This is a genomic window from Shewanella sp. FeAMO, assembly GCF_053653955.1.
Genome location: NZ_CM132201.1, coordinates 4,925,001 through 4,941,064 on the forward strand (window position 1 = coordinate 4,925,001; position 16,064 = coordinate 4,941,064).

The following is a 16,064-nucleotide window of genomic DNA, read 5'->3' on the forward strand; positions in this document are numbered from 1 at the left end:
TTCAATTAAAGTTTTGGTTGATTCCGAAGAATCGACTCAATGAATTCTGTTCGTATGAACACTCTTCATCGAGTTAAATCGTTTTGTCGATTTCTCAATGCCTGTGAGTGTCCACACAGATTTGCTTGTTTATCTTGTTAAAGAGCAATCCCTTAGGCGCTGAGGCCATCGGGTCAGGGCTGCGTATTCTACGCTTTCCTGCTGCGGCGTCAAGAGGTATTTACCGTCTTTTTTCGCCTGTCGTTGAAAGGACTCGAGAGCCGTTTTTCTTCGACCCTGTCACGTCTTTCGCGTTGCCGCTGTGCCGTGTCAGTGGGAGCGCATTATAGGGAGCCTGAACTTTTGTGCAAGGGCTAAATCTTAGAAAAACAGGATTAATTTATCGTTCGCTCATAAAAGCAACCAAATGACCAAAAAAGCGATATTTTTTGATGAAAAAAGGGGCTCTCGCCCCTTTCTATCTATCTTGAATCGTTTCTTAAAGCTTAAGGCCCGAAGAAACGGGACTCCTGTTTGGCTTCAACCGCCTCACCATCGACTTCGGTAGTGACAATAAAGTCTATCTTGGTAATAGGACGTTTCAGCTCCACAGGGTCGACCGCCACACTGATTGGCAGCGTCAATACTTCACCGGCAGCAATTTGCACTGTTTGTGGGCCATACCACTTATAGTTGTTTAACCCATCAATGTGCATCTGGTACTCATGGGCCGTTTCTGTTTTGTTCAATATCTTCAAAGTGAAGGTATTCTCTGTCATACCCTGAGTATTCTCGGTATAGAGCTGATTCCGGTCACGAATGATATCGATGCGTACAGGGGCGATATTGGCACTGGCGTAGATAAACACCAAAATCATCGCGGTAAGCACAACACCATAGCCCACCAGCTTGGGACGCAGCACTTTTTCCTTGATCCCTTCCAGTTTGTTTTCCGTGGTGTAACTGATAAGGCCTTTGGCATATCCCATACGTTCCATGGTGGAGTCGCAAGCATCGATACAGGCGCCGCAGTTGATACATTCGTACTGCAGGCCATTACGGATATCAATCCCTGTCGGACAGACCTGAACACAGAGATCGCAATCGATACAGTCGCCCAGCCCCAGAGCTTTGGGATCAGCCTTACGGGAACGGGGGCCGCGAGTTTCACCACGCTTGGTGTCATAGCCAACAATATAGGTGTTCTTATCGAACATGGCCGCCTGGAAACGTGCATAGGGGCACATGTGAATACACATGATTTCCCGCATCCAGCCGGCATTACCATAGGTTGCCAGAGTGAAGAGAATGACCCAGAAGTACACGGCGCCACTGGCCTGTAAGGTAAACACCTCTAGGTATACTTCTCTGGAGGGCACAAAGTAAGACACAAATGTCATGGCCGTCAGCAGGGAGATCAACAACCAGGCAGTATGCTTGGCCGTTTTGCGCCAGAGTTTGTCAAAACTCCAGGGCATCTGATCCAACTTCATCCTTTTGTTGCGTGCCCCTTCGAGCTTTTCTTCAAACCAGATAAAGATGAAGGTCCACACTGTCTGCGGGCAGGTGTACCCGCACCAGACCCTTCCCAGGTAGGTAGTGACAAAAAACAGTGCAAAGGCGGCAATCATAAACAAGGCCGCCAGCAACGTCAGATCCTGAGGCCAGATAGTCAAGCCGAATACATGAAACTTCTGCTCCGCCAGGTTAAACCAGACTGCCTGCCTATCCCCCCATGGAAGCCAGGGCAAGATGAGAAAAAACAGCATGGCTATCCATCCCATCCGCCGTCTTAACGTACTCCATAGACCATCAACCGCACGAACGTAAATTCGGTTGCGAGGATTAAAGCGGTCTGCTTTACTCGCATCAGGCTGGTGAATCTTGATTCGATTGGCTTTCGAATAATCCTTATTGCTCGACTCTTCACTCATCTTTACAGCCTTTTACTGCTTATTGTATAAAAACTGGCGTATTATACCTTGTAACACAAGGGTTATTAACCTTAGTTGGACTAAATGATGAAAGGCTGGATTATTTTGGCAATATTGGCCGGAGTGCTTTATTACCTGGTCACTCAGACGGATAAACTCGATGAACCCATTGCCCAAACCGAAGCATTAGTAAAGAAAATTGAACGCAAGCTGGATGCCATGACGGGCACGCAGATCATTCGCCTCGATCAGAAAAAGGCCCGCCTCAAGGCAGATATTGCCGAGCGTTTGTCAGCTTCAGAGCTACAAGAGCTGGACAACATACTGACCACACCAGATACCCTGATGGACTTCAAGGATGAGTATTGTCGCGGCAATGTCATATCTCATCCTGTTTTCAACAAAGATAATCTGCTGTTCATCTGCGATAACCTCTGAGTAAAGCCGCGGGTTTTGTCGACGGTCGCAAAACCCGCACCTGAAATCATTGACCTCCCATGCCAATCCACCTAGCCTTTGAGCCATTATCAATATAGGGGCTGCTTGTTATGACATCTTTTGTTTCCGATACTTTTGAACCTGAATTGTGGGAAGAGGTTGCCGGGTTCGCTTTTGAAGACATCACTTACCACAGAGCCAAATCTCAAGGTACGGTGCGAATTGCCATTAACCGCCCCGACTGCCTGAACGCTTTTCGTCCCAAGACGGTTGATGAACTTTACATAGCTCTGGATCACGCCCGGCAATGGTCTGATGTAGGTTGTGTACTGTTAACGGGCAATGGTCCATCGGCCAAGGGGCAATATTCCTTCTCCTCCGGTGGCGATCAGCGTATTCGCGGCAAGGACGGCTACAAATATGAAGGTGAGGAAGCCGGCAAGGCCGATTTAGCTCGCATGGGCCGCCTGCATATTCTCGAAGTGCAGCGCTTGATCCGCTTTATGCCCAAAGTCGTCATAGCCGTTGTTCCCGGTTGGGCGGTTGGTGGCGGTCACAGCCTGCACGTGGTGTGCGATCTGACACTGGCATCGAAAGAACATGCCGTTTTCAAACAGACAGATCCTGATGTAGCCAGCTTTGATTCCGGCTATGGCAGTGCTTATCTGGCGAAGATGATAGGCCAGAAACGGGCAAGAGAAATATTTTTCTGTGGCTTTAACTACAGTGCCGATGAAGCCTTTGCTATGGGCATGGTTAACCGTTCGGTTCCTCATGCAGAACTTGAAACCGAAGCTCTGCGCTGGGCCAAGGAGATCAACTCCAAGTCCCCAACCGCAATGCGCATGCTTAAATATGGCTTTAACCTGCCTGATGATGGTTTGGTTGGCCAGCAACTGTTTGCCGGTGAAGCGACCCGTTTGGCCTATGGCACAGCCGAGGCCCAGGAAGGCCGAGACGCGTTTCTTGAAAAACGCGATCAGGACTTTTCCAGCTTCCCTTGGCATTACTGATAGTATTAGACGACTAAAGGCCGCATAAGCGGCCTTTTTAATAGATAAAAACGGTCAAATTAATCTGTTAAACCCTCTTTCAATTATTAATGAGAATTATTATCATTAAATTATCGAGAGAGGAGAACCACCATGATTAAGACAATGACCTTTGCCATACTGCACTTCAGCGTAGCCTTTACCATCACTTATCTGCTTACCGGCAGTGTACTTATCGGTGGTGCCGTGGCCCTGGTAGAACCCAGTATCAATACTGTTGTTTTCTACTTCCACGAAAAAATCTGGAAAAGATACGAAGCAAAAAAGCAGCAGCGGCTGACACAATTAACCGCCTGAGCATACACTCAGGCGATTAATGGCAACACTTTCAGGCTTGAGCTTGATTCCGGCCAATTACTCCACAGTAACCGACTTGGCCAAGTTTCTTGGCTGATCCACATCAGTCCCTTTGATCAGGGCAACATGGTATGACAGCAACTGCAGCGGAATGGTGTAAATAAGCGGTGCCATAAACTCATCACAATGTGGCACAGGAATTACCTTCATGGTGTCATCGGATGCAAATTCAGCATCAACATCAGCAAACACATACATCAAGCCACCACGGGCACGCACTTCTTCCACATTGGACTTGAGCTTTTCAAGCAGTTCATTATTGGGTGCCACCACTATCACAGGCATGTCGGCATCGATCAGCGCCAATGGTCCATGTTTCAGCTCTCCGGATGCATAAGCCTCGGCATGAATATAGGAGATCTCCTTCAGCTTCAGCGCACCTTCCATCGCTATGGGGTACTGATCGCCACGTCCCAGGAACAGGGCATGGCTCTTATCGGCAAAGTCTTCTGCCAACTCGGCAATGGCATCATCCAACCCCAAAGCCTGCTCCACTTTAGCCGGCATAGACTGTAGACTCTGGGCGATTGCCGCCTGCATTTCCACACTCATGCTGTTATAACGTCCCAGTGCCGCCGTCAGCATCAACAAACCGGCCAACTGCACGGTAAAAGCCTTGGTGGAAGCCACACCTATCTCGGCACCGGCTTTCATCATATATGCCATGTCGGACTCGCGAACCAGCGAGGAGCCGGGAGCGTTGCATATGGTCAGGGTCGCCTTATACCCCATCTCTTTGGCCAAACGCATAGCCGCCAAGGTATCGGCCGTTTCACCGGATTGAGAAATAGTGACCAACAAACTGTTGGGGAACAGATGCGACTTGCGGTAGCGGAATTCAGAGGCGATTTCCACATTACAGGAAACGCCGGCCCAATCTTCCAGCCAATAACGTGCCGCCATACCGGCATGGTAACTGGTACCACAGGCAATGATCTGTACGTGTTTGATATCTTTGAGAAGCTCGGCTGCATTATCACCAAAGGCACTATCCAGCACCTGCTGTTGGGCAATTCGTCCTTCGAGAGTACGGGCCAGCGCCATTGGCTGCTCATAGATCTCTTTAAGCATATAGTGACGATACTCGCCCTTGTCACCGGCATCATGGGTGATTTCAGATTCTTTCTTTTCACGTACAACCGGGTTACCGTCCAGATCATAGATATGGACCTCACGGCGAGTCACTTCGGCGACATCACCCTCTTCCAGGAAGGCAAAAGTACGGGTCACCGGCAGCAGCGCCAACTGATCCGAGGCGACGAAGTTTTCTCCCAGGCCAAAGCCTATTACCAATGGGCTGCCACTGCGGGCGACCACCAGCCGCTCAGGGTCACGGCGGTCGATGACCACAGTGCCATAGGCACCTTCCAGTTGTTTGACCGTGGCTTGTACCGCCGCCAGCAAGCCGGGGGCAGACTTGAGCTCATGGTCAACCAGATGACAAATGACTTCTGTATCTGTATCTGAGTTGAACTGATAACCCAAACCCTTGAGCATCTCCCGCAATTTAGCGTGATTTTCAATAATCCCGTTGTGCACCACGGCTATGTCGCTGCCGGATTGATGTGGATGCGCGTTGCGCTCACTGGGCTCACCATGGGTCGCCCAACGGGTATGGGCGATGCCGGTACCACCGGCCAAAGGAGCCGTTTGCAAAGCATCGGCCAACTCCTGCACCTTGCCAACTCTGCGGGTACGGGTCAGTTCACCTTGGTGAATGACAGCCACACCGGCCGAATCATAGCCACGATATTCCAGGCGTTTCAGCCCCTCTATCAAGATTTCAGCTACATCCCGCTGCGCTACTGCGCCAACAATTCCACACATATCAATATCCGCTTAATTTAAAGTTTATGCTGTAAAAGGGGCTAAGATCAGCTTTACCCCTTGATTTGAAATACTTTCAGCGGCTGCATCAGGCAGCCTGTCATCTGTCACCAGGGTCGTGACCAACTCCCAGGGCAACTCAAGATTAGGAATTCTGCGACCCACCTTTTCCGATTCGAGCAACACCACCACATCCCTGGAGACTTCCGCCATCACCCGGCTGAGTCCAATCAACTCATTGAAAGTGGTGGTGCCTCGCTGCAAGTCAATGCCATCGGCACCGATAAAAAGCTGGTCAAAGTTGTAGGAACGCAATACTTGCTCAGCCACCTGTCCTTGAAAAGATTCGGAGTGGGGATCCCAAGTGCCCCCTGTCATCAAGAGTGTGGGCTCATTTTCCAATTCATGTATCGCATTGGCCAACTGCAGGGAGTTGGTCATAACCACCAGACCGCGCTTATCATTGAGCTCAGGAATAAGCCCCAAAGTGGTGCTGCCACAATCTATGATGATGCGGTTATGATCTTTGATAAGCCCGGCAGCGGTCTGAGCTATGGCCAACTTATTGCGGGAAGGCGGTTCAGACAAGGTTTGGGTCATCTCTTGAGGAACGACGACGGCGCCACCATAACGACGCAGCAGCAAACCGGTTTTCTCCAGGGCTGCCAAGTCTTTACGTATGGTCACTTCCGAAGTTTCAAACTTCAGCGCCAAGGCATCGACACTGACTTCACCCTGCTGCTGCAGCAGGGTAACTATGGCGTGACGCCTTTGTTGAGTGTTGCGTTTGGTCATTCCAGACTGAATAAGTTTCGATTCGAAAGGCGAATTATATAACTTCGAAACCTAAACGCAATTACTGAGTGAAAAAAGCCCGTTAGTAGTTCAGCCGATATACAGGCATGCCTTAAAGCCAGCCCGAGCCTGGGCGCGTCACAAGAAGCCGAAAGAATTAGATTTCATCCATAAAAAATGCCAGCCACTGGAGTGGCCGGCATTGCTGAATAGCATGATATTCTTGGCGATTAAAACTTGGCTTCAAGTGCCAGACTGAAATGGCGACCTTCACCGATAGTGACCATCTGGTAATCACCACCATCCAGATAATCTTTATCGAACAAATTACGTATGTTGGCGCGAACACCCAACTCGGTACCGGCAATATCAAAGGTATAAGCTGCACCTATATCGAAACGTACATAAGCGTCTTTGGTGATCTGATTGTTTTTATCAGCAAAGCGCTCACCGACATAAACGGCACCGAAGTTAAGAGCCAGTGCTTCAGTCATCTCATAACGGGTCCAGATATTGGCCGACCATTCAGGAGCATCTATAGGAGTCTTTCCATCCAGTTCATCTCCCGTCTTGTAAGTGGCATCCAGATACATCATGGAACCAGTCATAAACCACTTATCACTTAACTGCCCCTGAGCTCCCATCTCGAACCCCTTGTGATGCTGAGTCCCATCCTGACGGGTAATTTTGCTCTTATCACCTTGAGGGACATCCAAGCTGTGAGTGACAATCCTGTTGTCTATCTTAATATCAAACACAGCAGCGGTCAGCAACAAGCTATTGTCGAACAGCTCCCACTTGGTGCCCAATTCATACTGCTCACCATATTCGGGATCCAGTTCCATACCGTCATTAAGATCCAGTTCGTTATCAACACTTCCTTGAGGAACAAAGCTCTTGGAGTAGTTCAGGTAAATACTGCCATTATCCATAGGCGAATAGATGATGCCAAACTTGGGAGACGTTGCGCTGTCGGTAACTCCGTCTTCTTTTTGCTCGTCATAGCGTATACCTGCGAGCAGTTTCCACTGTTCGTTCAAGCTGATTAAATCCTGAATGTAGACGCCATAGAAGTCATATTCACTAGGGTCACCCTTGGCCACAGAGTGATAATCAAGATCCGGCTTGGCAGGTAGGCCAGTACCTGGAATTACAGTTATGGAGCCGCCGCGGTCGCGACGTTGTTGATAGAAGTAGTCCAGATAATTGGCACCTATCAGCAACTGATGCTCGATACTGCCTGTATTGAAATGACCACTGAAATCCACATATGCAGTCTTGTGCTGCCAATCATCATAACGATCGAAAGGTCTGATGCTATAGCCATCCGTCATCGCATTTTCATTATAAGACGGAGCAGAATCCAAGCGCTGACGCTGGAACTTCTGGTGGTTATATCCCAGCTTCACATTCCAGTCATCGTTGAGATGCCAAACCAAATCGGCTCCCATGTTCTGTACCTTATTATCGGTAAATGCCCAAGGCATATCCCAGATAATGTCTCTGCCACCGATAAGCTCACCTTTTTTATTCAACCAGCCACCCACATCAATCCCTGTCTTATCTTGGGTGTGGTCATATTTCAACGCCAAGGTAATATCGTCGCTGAGATCAAACTCCAGGTTTAAATAGCCCAGCCAACGATCTCTTTCCTGATTTTCACCATCCTGATATTCGCGCCAATATTGGGTGTCCTGCTTAACCAACACGGTGCGATAACGTATGGTTTGAGCTTCGTTAAGGCTACCACCGGCATCCAGCTGAAAGCGGGTAGAGCCATTGTCATCAGTATCAAACCCAAGGTTAAACAGAGTGTCGTATGTCGGCTTCTTGGTCACCATATTAACCAAGCCACCAGGGCCTGACTGGCCGTAGAGCATACTGGATGGGCCCTTGAGTACTTCTACCTGCTGCAGGGTTTCAATAGGTTGTACATAGTGCGACCACTGTTGATGACCATTGATCAAGTAGCCCGATCCAGAGTCCAGTTCAAACCCCCGAATAGAGAAAACCTGCCGGTTCCAACGCTGTGTACCCGCTGTGACCGAAGAGTCATTTACCAATACTTCAGCCAGGTTCGTTGCCAGCTGTTCATCGGTGACAAAGTCGGGGATAACGGTAACAGATTGAGGTGTATCCATCAGATTGATATCACCACGCATCGCGCCTGAGGCGACGCCGGTCTTATAATCATTGAAGCTACGGCCGGTAACACTGATGCGTTCAATATCTTCTGGCGCTTGCTCTGCTACCAGTGGCATTGAAGAGATAGCAGCAACCACTGCCATACCTACACAGGAAAACTTAAACCTCATAATCACCTCATTCTCGATGCCGGACCGGCAATCTGATCTATTTTTGCCAGCAAATATAAATGAGAAGAATTAGTATTTAAGTTTCTTTACGGATATTTACAATTAAATATGATTGACTTCAAACCCATTCGAGGGATTGTGAGATAGAAAGCACCCAGGTGGGTGCTTTCATTTAAGGGAATTACTTCTTTTGTTTTTGTGGACGCTTCCAGTCCTTGATATGTTTCTGCTTGACCCTGGTAATAACCAGCTCATCAGCGCCAACATCACGGGTTACAGTGGAACCGGCTCCCAGTGTGGCTCCCTTGCCGATAGTGACAGGAGCAACCAGTTGAGTGTCGCTGCCGACAAACACTTCATCTTCAATAACGGTCAGATGTTTGTTGGCGCCATCATAATTGCAGGTAATAGTACCGGCCCCTATGTTTACCCCTTGGCCAATTTGTGCATCTCCGAGGTAAGCCAGATGCCCAGCCTTGGAGCCCACACCGAGTACGGCTTTCTTCATCTCAACAAAATTGCCTATGTGGGCATCTTGCTTAAGTTCAGCGCCCGGACGCAGACGAGCAAACGGGCCGGCACTGGCGCCATCACCCAACTTGGCGCCCTCGACTATGCTGTAAGGCTTAATCTCGGCGTTGTCGGCAATCTCACAATCGATAAGGATAGCCCCGGCGCCTACAGTCACGTTATTACCCAGCACCACTTTACCTTCGATGATCACATTAACATCTATCATCACATCCATGCCGACGGTCACTTCACCGCGAACATCTATGCGTGCCGGATCTCTTAAGTTGGCACCATCCAACATCAAGGCTTCAGCACAGCGCTGCTGATAAGCACGTTCCAACGCAGCCAACTGCACCCTGTTATTGGCGCCTTCGGTCTCTATGGAATTAACTGGATGAGCCGTGTCTATGGCCACACCATCGGCGTGAGCCATGGCGATCACATCGGTAAGATAAAACTCGCCCTGAGCATTGTTGTTTTCCAAGCGTCCGAGCCAGTTTTTCAATTGTTTGCCCGGCAATGCCATGATGCCGCTGTTGATCTCATTAATCTTGAGTTGCTCGGCAGTAGCATCTTTCTGTTCGACTATGCCAACCACCTTGCCATGCTCGCGCACCATACGGCCATAGCCGCTTGGGTCATCCAGATACACTGTCAGTACGGCTACGCCATCGTTTTGCCTGGCAGCAAGCAGGGCTTCCAGAGTTTCCTTGCGGGTGAGGGGAACGTCGCCATAGAGCACCAATACAGTGTCATTGTCATCTATATGGGGAATCGCCTGGGCTACCGCGTGGCCAGTGCCCAGCTGTTCAGCCTGCAGCACAAAGTTAAGCGGTTGCTCGCCCAGTTCAGTCATCAGCTTGTCGCCGCCATAACCATAAACCAGATTGATCTTGTCGGCATTAAGTGAATGAGCCGTATCAATCACATGCTGCACCATGGGCTTATGGGCAACCTTATGCAGGACTTTAGGTAAATCGGAACGCATCCGGGTCCCTTTCCCGGCGGCGAGAATTACAACATTCAATGACATGGGAGATTCCTTTTCTATAGGCTGGCGCAAGTGTACCGGAATCACAGTAAAAATGCAGCGCTCACGCAGCTTGGAAGCTTGCAAATCTGCTTGAGGCAAGCAGGAATAACAGACACAAAAAAGGCGCCCTGAGGCGCCTTTTTTCAGCAGTGCTGTTATCTGGCAATGTTCTTCTTGATGGTCTCAACGACCCGCAACTGAGCCACGGCCTTAGCCAGTTCAATTGCTGCCGCAGCATAATCGAAGTCAGCACCGGCATCGGCCATGTGGGCCTCAGCACGACGCTTGGCTTCTACTGCAGCCTGCTCGTCAATCTCATCGGCACGCATTACAACATCAGCCAATACGGACACGGAATTGGGTTGAACTTCCAGTAAACCACCTGAAAGGTAAAACACCTCTTCCTGACCATTTTGTTTGACGATGCGCGCCATGCCAGGTTTGATATTGGTCAGCAGCGGAGTGTGACCAGGCATAATACCCAGTTCACCCTCAGAACCTGTTACCTGTAAATGGGCAACAAGGCCTGAGAAGATTTTGCTCTCTGCACTGACGATATCAAGCTGTACTGTCATGGCTGCCATCCCGTTCTCCTTACCAAACTATGCAATATTGCCTAGTTATTTCTTGTTGGCTTTCTCAACGGCTTCGTCGATTGAACCAACCATGTAGAACGCTTGCTCTGGCAGGTGATCGAACTCACCGTCCAGAATTCCCTTGAAGCCACGGATGGTTTCTTTCAGGGGCACGTACTTACCTGGAGAACCGGTAAAGACTTCAGCTACGTGGAATGGCTGAGACAGGAAACGCTCGATCTTACGGGCGCGGGATACTGTCATCTTGTCGTCATCTGACAACTCGTCCATACCCAGAATAGCGATGATGTCTTTCAGCTCTTTGTAACGCTGCAGAACTGTCTGTACACCGTTTGCCACGTCATAGTGCTCTTGGCCAACAACCTGTGGATCCAACTGACGAGAGGTGGAATCCAGTGGGTCAACCGCTGGGTAGATACCCAGAGAAGCGATTTGACGAGACAGTACCACAGTCGCATCCAAGTGGGCGAAGGTGGTTGCCGGGCTTGGGTCCGTCAAGTCATCCGCAGGTACGTATACCGCTTGTACCGAAGTGATAGAACCCACTTTGGTAGAAGTAATACGTTCTTGCAGAACACCCATCTCTTCAGCCAGTGTTGGCTGATAACCCACAGCAGAAGGCATACGACCCAGCAGTGCCGATACTTCGGTACCAGCCAGGGTGTAACGGTAGATGTTGTCAACGAACAACAGTACGTCACGACCTTCGTCACGGAACTTCTCGGCCATAGTCAGACCGGTCAGAGCAACACGCAGACGGTTACCTGGTGGCTCGTTCATCTGACCGTACACCATGGCTACCTTGTCCAGTACGCCTGAATCTTTCATCTCGTAGTAGAAGTCGTTACCTTCACGGGTACGCTCACCTACACCGGCGAATACTGACAGACCTGAGTGGGCTTTCGCGATGTTGTTGATCAGTTCCATCATGTTAACTGTCTTACCAACACCCGCACCACCGAACAGACCTACTTTACCACCCTTGGCGAACGGACATACCAGGTCAATAACCTTGATGCCGGTTTCCAGCAATTCAGTGGTGTTAGATTGCTCTTCATAAGAAGGAGCATCACGGTGGATGATATAACGCTCATCTTCACCGATAGCGCCCGCTTCATCCACAGGCTCACCCAGAACGTTCATGATACGGCCAAGGGTCGCAGCCCCAACCGGAACGGAAATTGGTGAACCAGAGTTTTCTACCTCGATACCACGACGCAGACCATCAGAAGAACCCATGGCGATGGTACGAACTACACCACCACCCAGCTGTTGCTGAACTTCCAGCACCAAGCCTTTACAGGCGCCTTCGCCTGTGATCTTCAGAGCGTCATATACCTGAGGTACGGCATCTTGTGGAAACTCAACGTCCACAACCGCGCCAATCACTTGGACAACAGTACCTGTGCTCATGATTAATCCTCTAAAACTTGTATTCGTTACCCAGCCTAAACCGCGGCTGCACCTGACACAATTTCCGACAGCTCTTGCGTAATCGCCGCCTGACGGGCCTTGTTGTATACCAGTTGCAGATCATCGATCAGCGTGCCGGCGTTGTCTGTTGCTGCCTTCATGGCCACCATACGGGCAGCCTGCTCGGAAGCAATGTTTTCAACGACACCCTGATACACCTGAGACTCCACATAACGAACCAAAAGCTTGTCCAACAAGACCTTTGGATCTGGCTCATAGATGTAGTCCCAGCGATGCGCTACGTCATCTTCGTCTGATTTAGGCAAAGGTAGCAGCTGCTCGATCACAGGAGTCTGCGTCATGGTATTAACAAACTTGTTGAATACCACATACAGACGATCCAGCTTGCCTTCGTTGTAAGCCTGGAGCATTACCCGCACAGTACCAATCAGGTCAGCGAGCTTGGGAGCATCACCTAAACCTGAAGCATGGGCCTGTACCTTGCCACCAAAGCTCTTGAAAAACTGAACACTGCGAGCACCGATAGGGCAGAATTCAACTTCTACACCTTGCTCTTTCCAGCTTTTCACGTCTGCGACAACCTTTTTGAACAGGTTGACGTTCAGACCACCACAAAGGCCACGGTCGGTTGCCACTACTATGTAACCAACCCGCTTGGGTTCTCTCACCTCCAGGTAGGGGTGTTTGTACTCCAGAGAACCTTGAGCGACGTGACCGATCACCTTACGCATGCTCTCCGCATATGGACGGCTTGCAGCCATGCGGTCCTGCGCCTTGCGCATTTTGCTGGCTGCCACCATTTCCATGGCGGACGTGATCTTCTGAGTGTTTTTCACACTCGCGATCTTGGTTTTAATCTCTTTAGCGCCGGCCATCTCTACTCTCCAATCTGGACCTGAGGTGCCTTATGACACCTCGCATGTATTTACCAGGTTTGGGTTGCCACGAACTTGTCGAGACCAGCCTTCAGCTCAGCTTCGATTTCGGCATTGTAATCGCCGCTATCGTTGATCAGCTTCATCAGCTCAGCATGCTCGCCGTTCATGAAAGAGAGCAGAGCGGCTTCGAAGTCACCGATCTTCTTCAGCTCAATACCTTTCAGGTAGCCTTTTTCAGCTGCAAAAATAGATACAGCTTGGTCAGCTACGCTCATAGGAGCGTATTGCTTTTGCTTCATCAGTTCGGTTACACGCTCACCGTGCTCCAGTTGGGCACGAGTTGCATCGTCAAGGTCAGACGCAAACTGTGAGAACGCAGCAAGCTCTCGATACTGTGCCAGAGCAGTACGGATACCGCCGGACAGTTTCTTGATGATCTTGGTCTGAGCCGCACCACCTACACGAGAAACAGAGATACCTGGGTTAACCGCTGGACGCAGGCCAGAGTTGAACAGGTCAGTTTCAAGGAAGATCTGACCGTCGGTAATAGAAATTACGTTGGTCGGTACGAACGCAGATACGTCACCTGCCTGGGTTTCAATAATTGGCAGAGCGGTCAAAGAACCCGTCTTGCCTTTTACTTCACCATTGGTGAACTTCTCAACGTACTCTTCGTTCACGCGGGAAGCACGTTCCAGCAGACGAGAGTGCAGATAGAATACGTCACCTGGGTAAGCTTCACGGCCTGGTGGACGCTTCAGCAGCAGTGAGATCTGACGGTAAGCAACAGCCTGCTTGGACAGGTCATCGTAAACGATCAGAGCATCTTCACCGCGGTCACGGAAATATTCACCCATGGTACAACCAGAGTATGGTGCCAGGTACTGCAGGGCAGCTGCTTCAGAAGCAGTAGCAACCACAACAATAGTGTTGGCCAGAGCACCGTGCTCTTCCAGCTTGCGTACTACGTTGGCAATAGTAGAAGCCTTCTGGCCTACTGCAACGTACACACACTTGATGCCGGAATCTTTCTGGTTGATGATGGCGTCGATAGCCATCGCAGTTTTACCGGTTTGACGGTCACCGATGATCAGCTCACGCTGACCACGACCGATAGGGATCATGGCATCAACCGCTTTATAACCGGTTTGCACCGGTTGAGATACGGATTGACGCTCAATAACACCAGGAGCAATCATTTCAACAGGTGCAAAACCATCGTTGTCGATTGGTCCTTTACCGTCGATTGGCTCACCCAGGGTGTTGACAACACGTCCCAGCAGACCACGACCCACTGGAACTTCCAGAATACGGCCAGTGGTTTTAACTTTTACGCCCTCAGCCAGATCGGCATAAGGACCCATAACTACGGCACCTACAGAATCACGTTCAAGGTTCAACGCGATTGCATAACGGTTGCCAGGCAGTTCGATCATCTCACCCTGCATTACATCGGCCAGGCCGTGAATGCGGATGATGCCGTCACTGACCGAAACGATAGTACCTTCGTTGCGGGCTTCACTGACGACTTCGAACTGCTCGATCCGCTGCTTAATCAGATCGCTGATTTCAGTGGAATTCAGTTGCATGCTCAAACTCCCAATTACGACTGCAGCTTATCAGACAGGCGGTTCAATTTACCGCGGATGGATCCGTCTATAACCAGATCCCCTGCCTTGATAATTACACCGGCGATAAGCTCGGCGTTGACGCTGCAATTCAGCTTAACTTTGCGTGCGAGACGTTTCTCTAAAGAAACACTGATCTGCTGTTGCTGCTCAGAGCTAAGCTCAGTAGCAGACACCACGCTGGCTTCGATTTCCTTAGCCCATTCGTGGCGAAACTCAGCATAGAGCTGAGATACAGCAGGCAGTACCTCCAAGCGACCGTTTTCAGCCATTACCTTGATCAGATTTTGACCGTGCTCATCAATTTGCTCGCCACAGATATTGATAAAGAGTGCAGCTAGCTTATTGCTGGACATAGATCCAGCCAGCAGTGGCTTCATGGATTCGTTTTCACTCACCATTGCCGCGAAATCGAGCATTTCTGCCCAGTTTTCTACTGCTTGATGTTCAACAGCAAAGTCAAAAGCTGCCTTAGCGTAAGGGCGAGCAATGGTGGTTAACTCAGCCATAACTCAACTCCCTTATCAAATTTCAGCAACTAGTTTATTAACTATGTCGCTTTGGGCGGCTTCATCAATCGAACGCTCGAGGATCTTCTCTGCACCAGTGATGGCAAGAGTAGCAACCTGCTTACGCAGTTCCTCTTTCACGCGATTACGTTCAGCTTCAATTTCTGCTTTACCCTGAGCAATGATTTTCGCACGCTCAGCGTCTGCTTCAGCTTTGGCTTCGTCAATAATCTGAGCCTTGCGCTTGTTGGCAGACTCAATGATTTCGTTGGCTGTAGCCTTGGCGTCTTTCAGTTGGTCAGTCGCTTTCGCTTGAGCCAACTCCAGGTCTTTTGCTGCACGGTCAGCGTCAGCAAGACCATCAGCAATCCTTTTCTGGCGCGCTTCGATGGCATTCATCAAAGGGGGCCATACAAACTTCATGCAGAACCACACGAAGATAATAAAGGCGACCGTCTGACCGATTAGGGTAGCGTTGATATTCACAACAGCCTCCTATTTAGAGTTAAGACAGAAGCGTTTATTACAGCATTGCACCCAGTGGGTTAGTAAACAGCATGTAAAGTGCAATACCTACACCGATCATGGTTACGGCGTCGAGCAGACCCGCTACGATGAACATCTTAACTTGCAGCATAGGAGCCATTTCTGGTTGACGCGCAGCGCCTTCCAGGAACTTACCACCCAAAAGGCCGAAACCGATAGCGGTACCCAGTGCACCCAAACCAATGAGCAGAGCAACAGCAATTGCAGTAAAGCCCAGAATCGTTTCCATC

General features: G+C 49.8%; 15 protein-coding genes and 1 rRNA gene (1 of these 16 only partly in view). 3 read left to right on the plus strand and 13 right to left on the minus strand.

From position 1 onward, the window contains the following. Both ACWAU4_RS22060 and ccoG read right to left on the minus strand, forming a co-directional pair. A 16S ribosomal RNA gene (locus tag ACWAU4_RS22060) occupies positions 1–8 on the minus strand (it extends 1,537 nt beyond the left edge of the window). Between the two features lie 477 nt (positions 9–485). Continuing rightward, positions 486–1,913 (minus strand): cytochrome c oxidase accessory protein CcoG, encoded by a 1,428-nt coding sequence (gene ccoG / locus ACWAU4_RS22065; RefSeq protein WP_025011738.1) that lies wholly within the window; start codon positions 1,911–1,913, stop codon positions 486–488. Between the two features lie 87 nt (positions 1,914–2,000). On the opposite strand from ccoG, the gene ACWAU4_RS22070 reads away from it, so the two are divergent. The 3 genes from ACWAU4_RS22070 to ACWAU4_RS22080 all read left to right on the plus strand — a co-directional run bounded on the left by ACWAU4_RS22070 (position 2,001) and on the right by ACWAU4_RS22080 (position 3,700). Further along, the gene (locus ACWAU4_RS22070) at positions 2,001–2,351 is read left to right on the plus strand and encodes a hypothetical protein (protein ID WP_025889692.1); all 351 of its coding nucleotides are present in this window, start codon (positions 2,001–2,003) and stop codon (positions 2,349–2,351) included. Between the two features lie 110 nt (positions 2,352–2,461). After that, positions 2,462–3,364 (plus strand): 1,4-dihydroxy-2-naphthoyl-CoA synthase, encoded by a 903-nt coding sequence (locus ACWAU4_RS22075; RefSeq protein WP_028780956.1) that lies wholly within the window; start codon positions 2,462–2,464, stop codon positions 3,362–3,364. Between the two features lie 132 nt (positions 3,365–3,496). After that, positions 3,497–3,700 (plus strand): DUF2061 domain-containing protein, encoded by a 204-nt coding sequence (locus ACWAU4_RS22080; RefSeq protein ID WP_096142816.1) that lies wholly within the window; start codon positions 3,497–3,499, stop codon positions 3,698–3,700. Positions 3,701–3,757: 57 nt separating this feature from the next. Here ACWAU4_RS22080 and glmS read toward each other — a convergent pair whose 3' ends face one another. The 11 genes from glmS to atpE form a co-directional block, all read right to left on the minus strand. After that, complete coding sequence (gene glmS, locus ACWAU4_RS22085) at positions 3,758–5,587, minus strand: glutamine--fructose-6-phosphate transaminase (isomerizing) (RefSeq protein ID WP_044735592.1); 1,830 nt, start codon at positions 5,585–5,587, stop codon at positions 3,758–3,760. Between the two features lie 24 nt (positions 5,588–5,611). Further along, on the minus strand, positions 5,612–6,382 hold the full coding sequence (locus tag ACWAU4_RS22090; RefSeq protein WP_025889688.1) for a DeoR/GlpR family DNA-binding transcription regulator: 771 nt from the start codon (positions 6,380–6,382) through the stop codon (positions 5,612–5,614). A gap of 230 nt (positions 6,383–6,612) precedes the next feature. Further along, entirely contained in the window at positions 6,613–8,697 is a 2,085-nt protein-coding gene (locus ACWAU4_RS22095) for a TonB-dependent siderophore receptor (RefSeq protein ID WP_208125327.1), read from the minus strand. Between the two features lie 181 nt (positions 8,698–8,878). Then, positions 8,879–10,243, minus strand: a complete 1,365-nt coding sequence (glmU, locus tag ACWAU4_RS22100) for a bifunctional UDP-N-acetylglucosamine diphosphorylase/glucosamine-1-phosphate N-acetyltransferase GlmU (RefSeq protein WP_208125328.1) — start codon at positions 10,241–10,243, stop codon at positions 8,879–8,881. 155 nt (positions 10,244–10,398) lie between these two features. Beyond that, complete coding sequence (locus ACWAU4_RS22105; RefSeq protein ID WP_025011732.1) at positions 10,399–10,827, minus strand: F0F1 ATP synthase subunit epsilon; 429 nt, start codon at positions 10,825–10,827, stop codon at positions 10,399–10,401. A gap of 36 nt (positions 10,828–10,863) precedes the next feature. Further along, on the minus strand, positions 10,864–12,252 hold the full coding sequence (gene atpD, locus ACWAU4_RS22110) for a F0F1 ATP synthase subunit beta (protein WP_025889685.1): 1,389 nt from the start codon (positions 12,250–12,252) through the stop codon (positions 10,864–10,866). A 35-nt stretch (positions 12,253–12,287) separates the two neighbouring features. Then, entirely contained in the window at positions 12,288–13,148 is an 861-nt protein-coding gene (atpG, locus tag ACWAU4_RS22115; RefSeq protein WP_025889684.1) for a F0F1 ATP synthase subunit gamma, read from the minus strand. A 50-nt stretch (positions 13,149–13,198) separates the two neighbouring features. After that, a complete protein-coding gene (atpA, locus tag ACWAU4_RS22120; RefSeq protein ID WP_025011731.1) occupies positions 13,199–14,740 on the minus strand; it encodes a F0F1 ATP synthase subunit alpha in 1,542 nt (513 codons plus the stop codon). A gap of 14 nt (positions 14,741–14,754) precedes the next feature. Further along, the gene (atpH, locus tag ACWAU4_RS22125; RefSeq protein WP_025011730.1) at positions 14,755–15,288 is read right to left on the minus strand and encodes a F0F1 ATP synthase subunit delta; all 534 of its coding nucleotides are present in this window, start codon (positions 15,286–15,288) and stop codon (positions 14,755–14,757) included. A gap of 15 nt (positions 15,289–15,303) precedes the next feature. Next, positions 15,304–15,774 carry a F0F1 ATP synthase subunit B gene (atpF, locus tag ACWAU4_RS22130; protein ID WP_028780952.1) on the minus strand — a complete coding sequence of 157 codons (471 nt, stop codon included), beginning with the start codon at positions 15,772–15,774 and terminating at the stop codon, positions 15,304–15,306. A gap of 37 nt (positions 15,775–15,811) precedes the next feature. After that, a complete protein-coding gene (atpE, locus tag ACWAU4_RS22135) occupies positions 15,812–16,063 on the minus strand; it encodes a F0F1 ATP synthase subunit C (RefSeq protein WP_025011729.1) in 252 nt (83 codons plus the stop codon). Between the last annotated feature and the right edge of the window lies 1 nt (position 16,064).

Coding starts and splice junctions, on each gene's coding strand:
- ccoG (WP_025011738.1), bottom strand. CDS start 1,913: ATGAGTGAAGAGTCGAGCAATAAGGATTATTCGAAAGCCAATCGAATC.
- ACWAU4_RS22070 (WP_025889692.1), top strand. CDS start 2,001: ATGAAAGGCTGGATTATTTTGGCAATATTGGCCGGAGTGCTTTATTAC.
- ACWAU4_RS22075 (WP_028780956.1), top strand. CDS start 2,462: ATGACATCTTTTGTTTCCGATACTTTTGAACCTGAATTGTGGGAAGAG.
- ACWAU4_RS22080 (WP_096142816.1), top strand. CDS start 3,497: ATGATTAAGACAATGACCTTTGCCATACTGCACTTCAGCGTAGCCTTT.
- glmS (WP_044735592.1), bottom strand. CDS start 5,587: ATGTGTGGAATTGTTGGCGCAGTAGCGCAGCGGGATGTAGCTGAAATC.
- ACWAU4_RS22090 (WP_025889688.1), bottom strand. CDS start 6,382: ATGACCAAACGCAACACTCAACAAAGGCGTCACGCCATAGTTACCCTG.
- ACWAU4_RS22095 (WP_208125327.1), bottom strand. CDS start 8,697: ATGAGGTTTAAGTTTTCCTGTGTAGGTATGGCAGTGGTTGCTGCTATC.
- glmU (WP_208125328.1), bottom strand. CDS start 10,243: ATGTCATTGAATGTTGTAATTCTCGCCGCCGGGAAAGGGACCCGGATG.
- ACWAU4_RS22105 (WP_025011732.1), bottom strand. CDS start 10,827: ATGGCAGCCATGACAGTACAGCTTGATATCGTCAGTGCAGAGAGCAAA.
- atpD (WP_025889685.1), bottom strand. CDS start 12,252: ATGAGCACAGGTACTGTTGTCCAAGTGATTGGCGCGGTTGTGGACGTT.
- atpG (WP_025889684.1), bottom strand. CDS start 13,148: ATGGCCGGCGCTAAAGAGATTAAAACCAAGATCGCGAGTGTGAAAAAC.
- atpA (WP_025011731.1), bottom strand. CDS start 14,740: ATGCAACTGAATTCCACTGAAATCAGCGATCTGATTAAGCAGCGGATC.
- atpH (WP_025011730.1), bottom strand. CDS start 15,288: ATGGCTGAGTTAACCACCATTGCTCGCCCTTACGCTAAGGCAGCTTTT.
- atpE (WP_025011729.1), bottom strand. CDS start 16,063: ATGGAAACGATTCTGGGCTTTACTGCAATTGCTGTTGCTCTGCTCATT.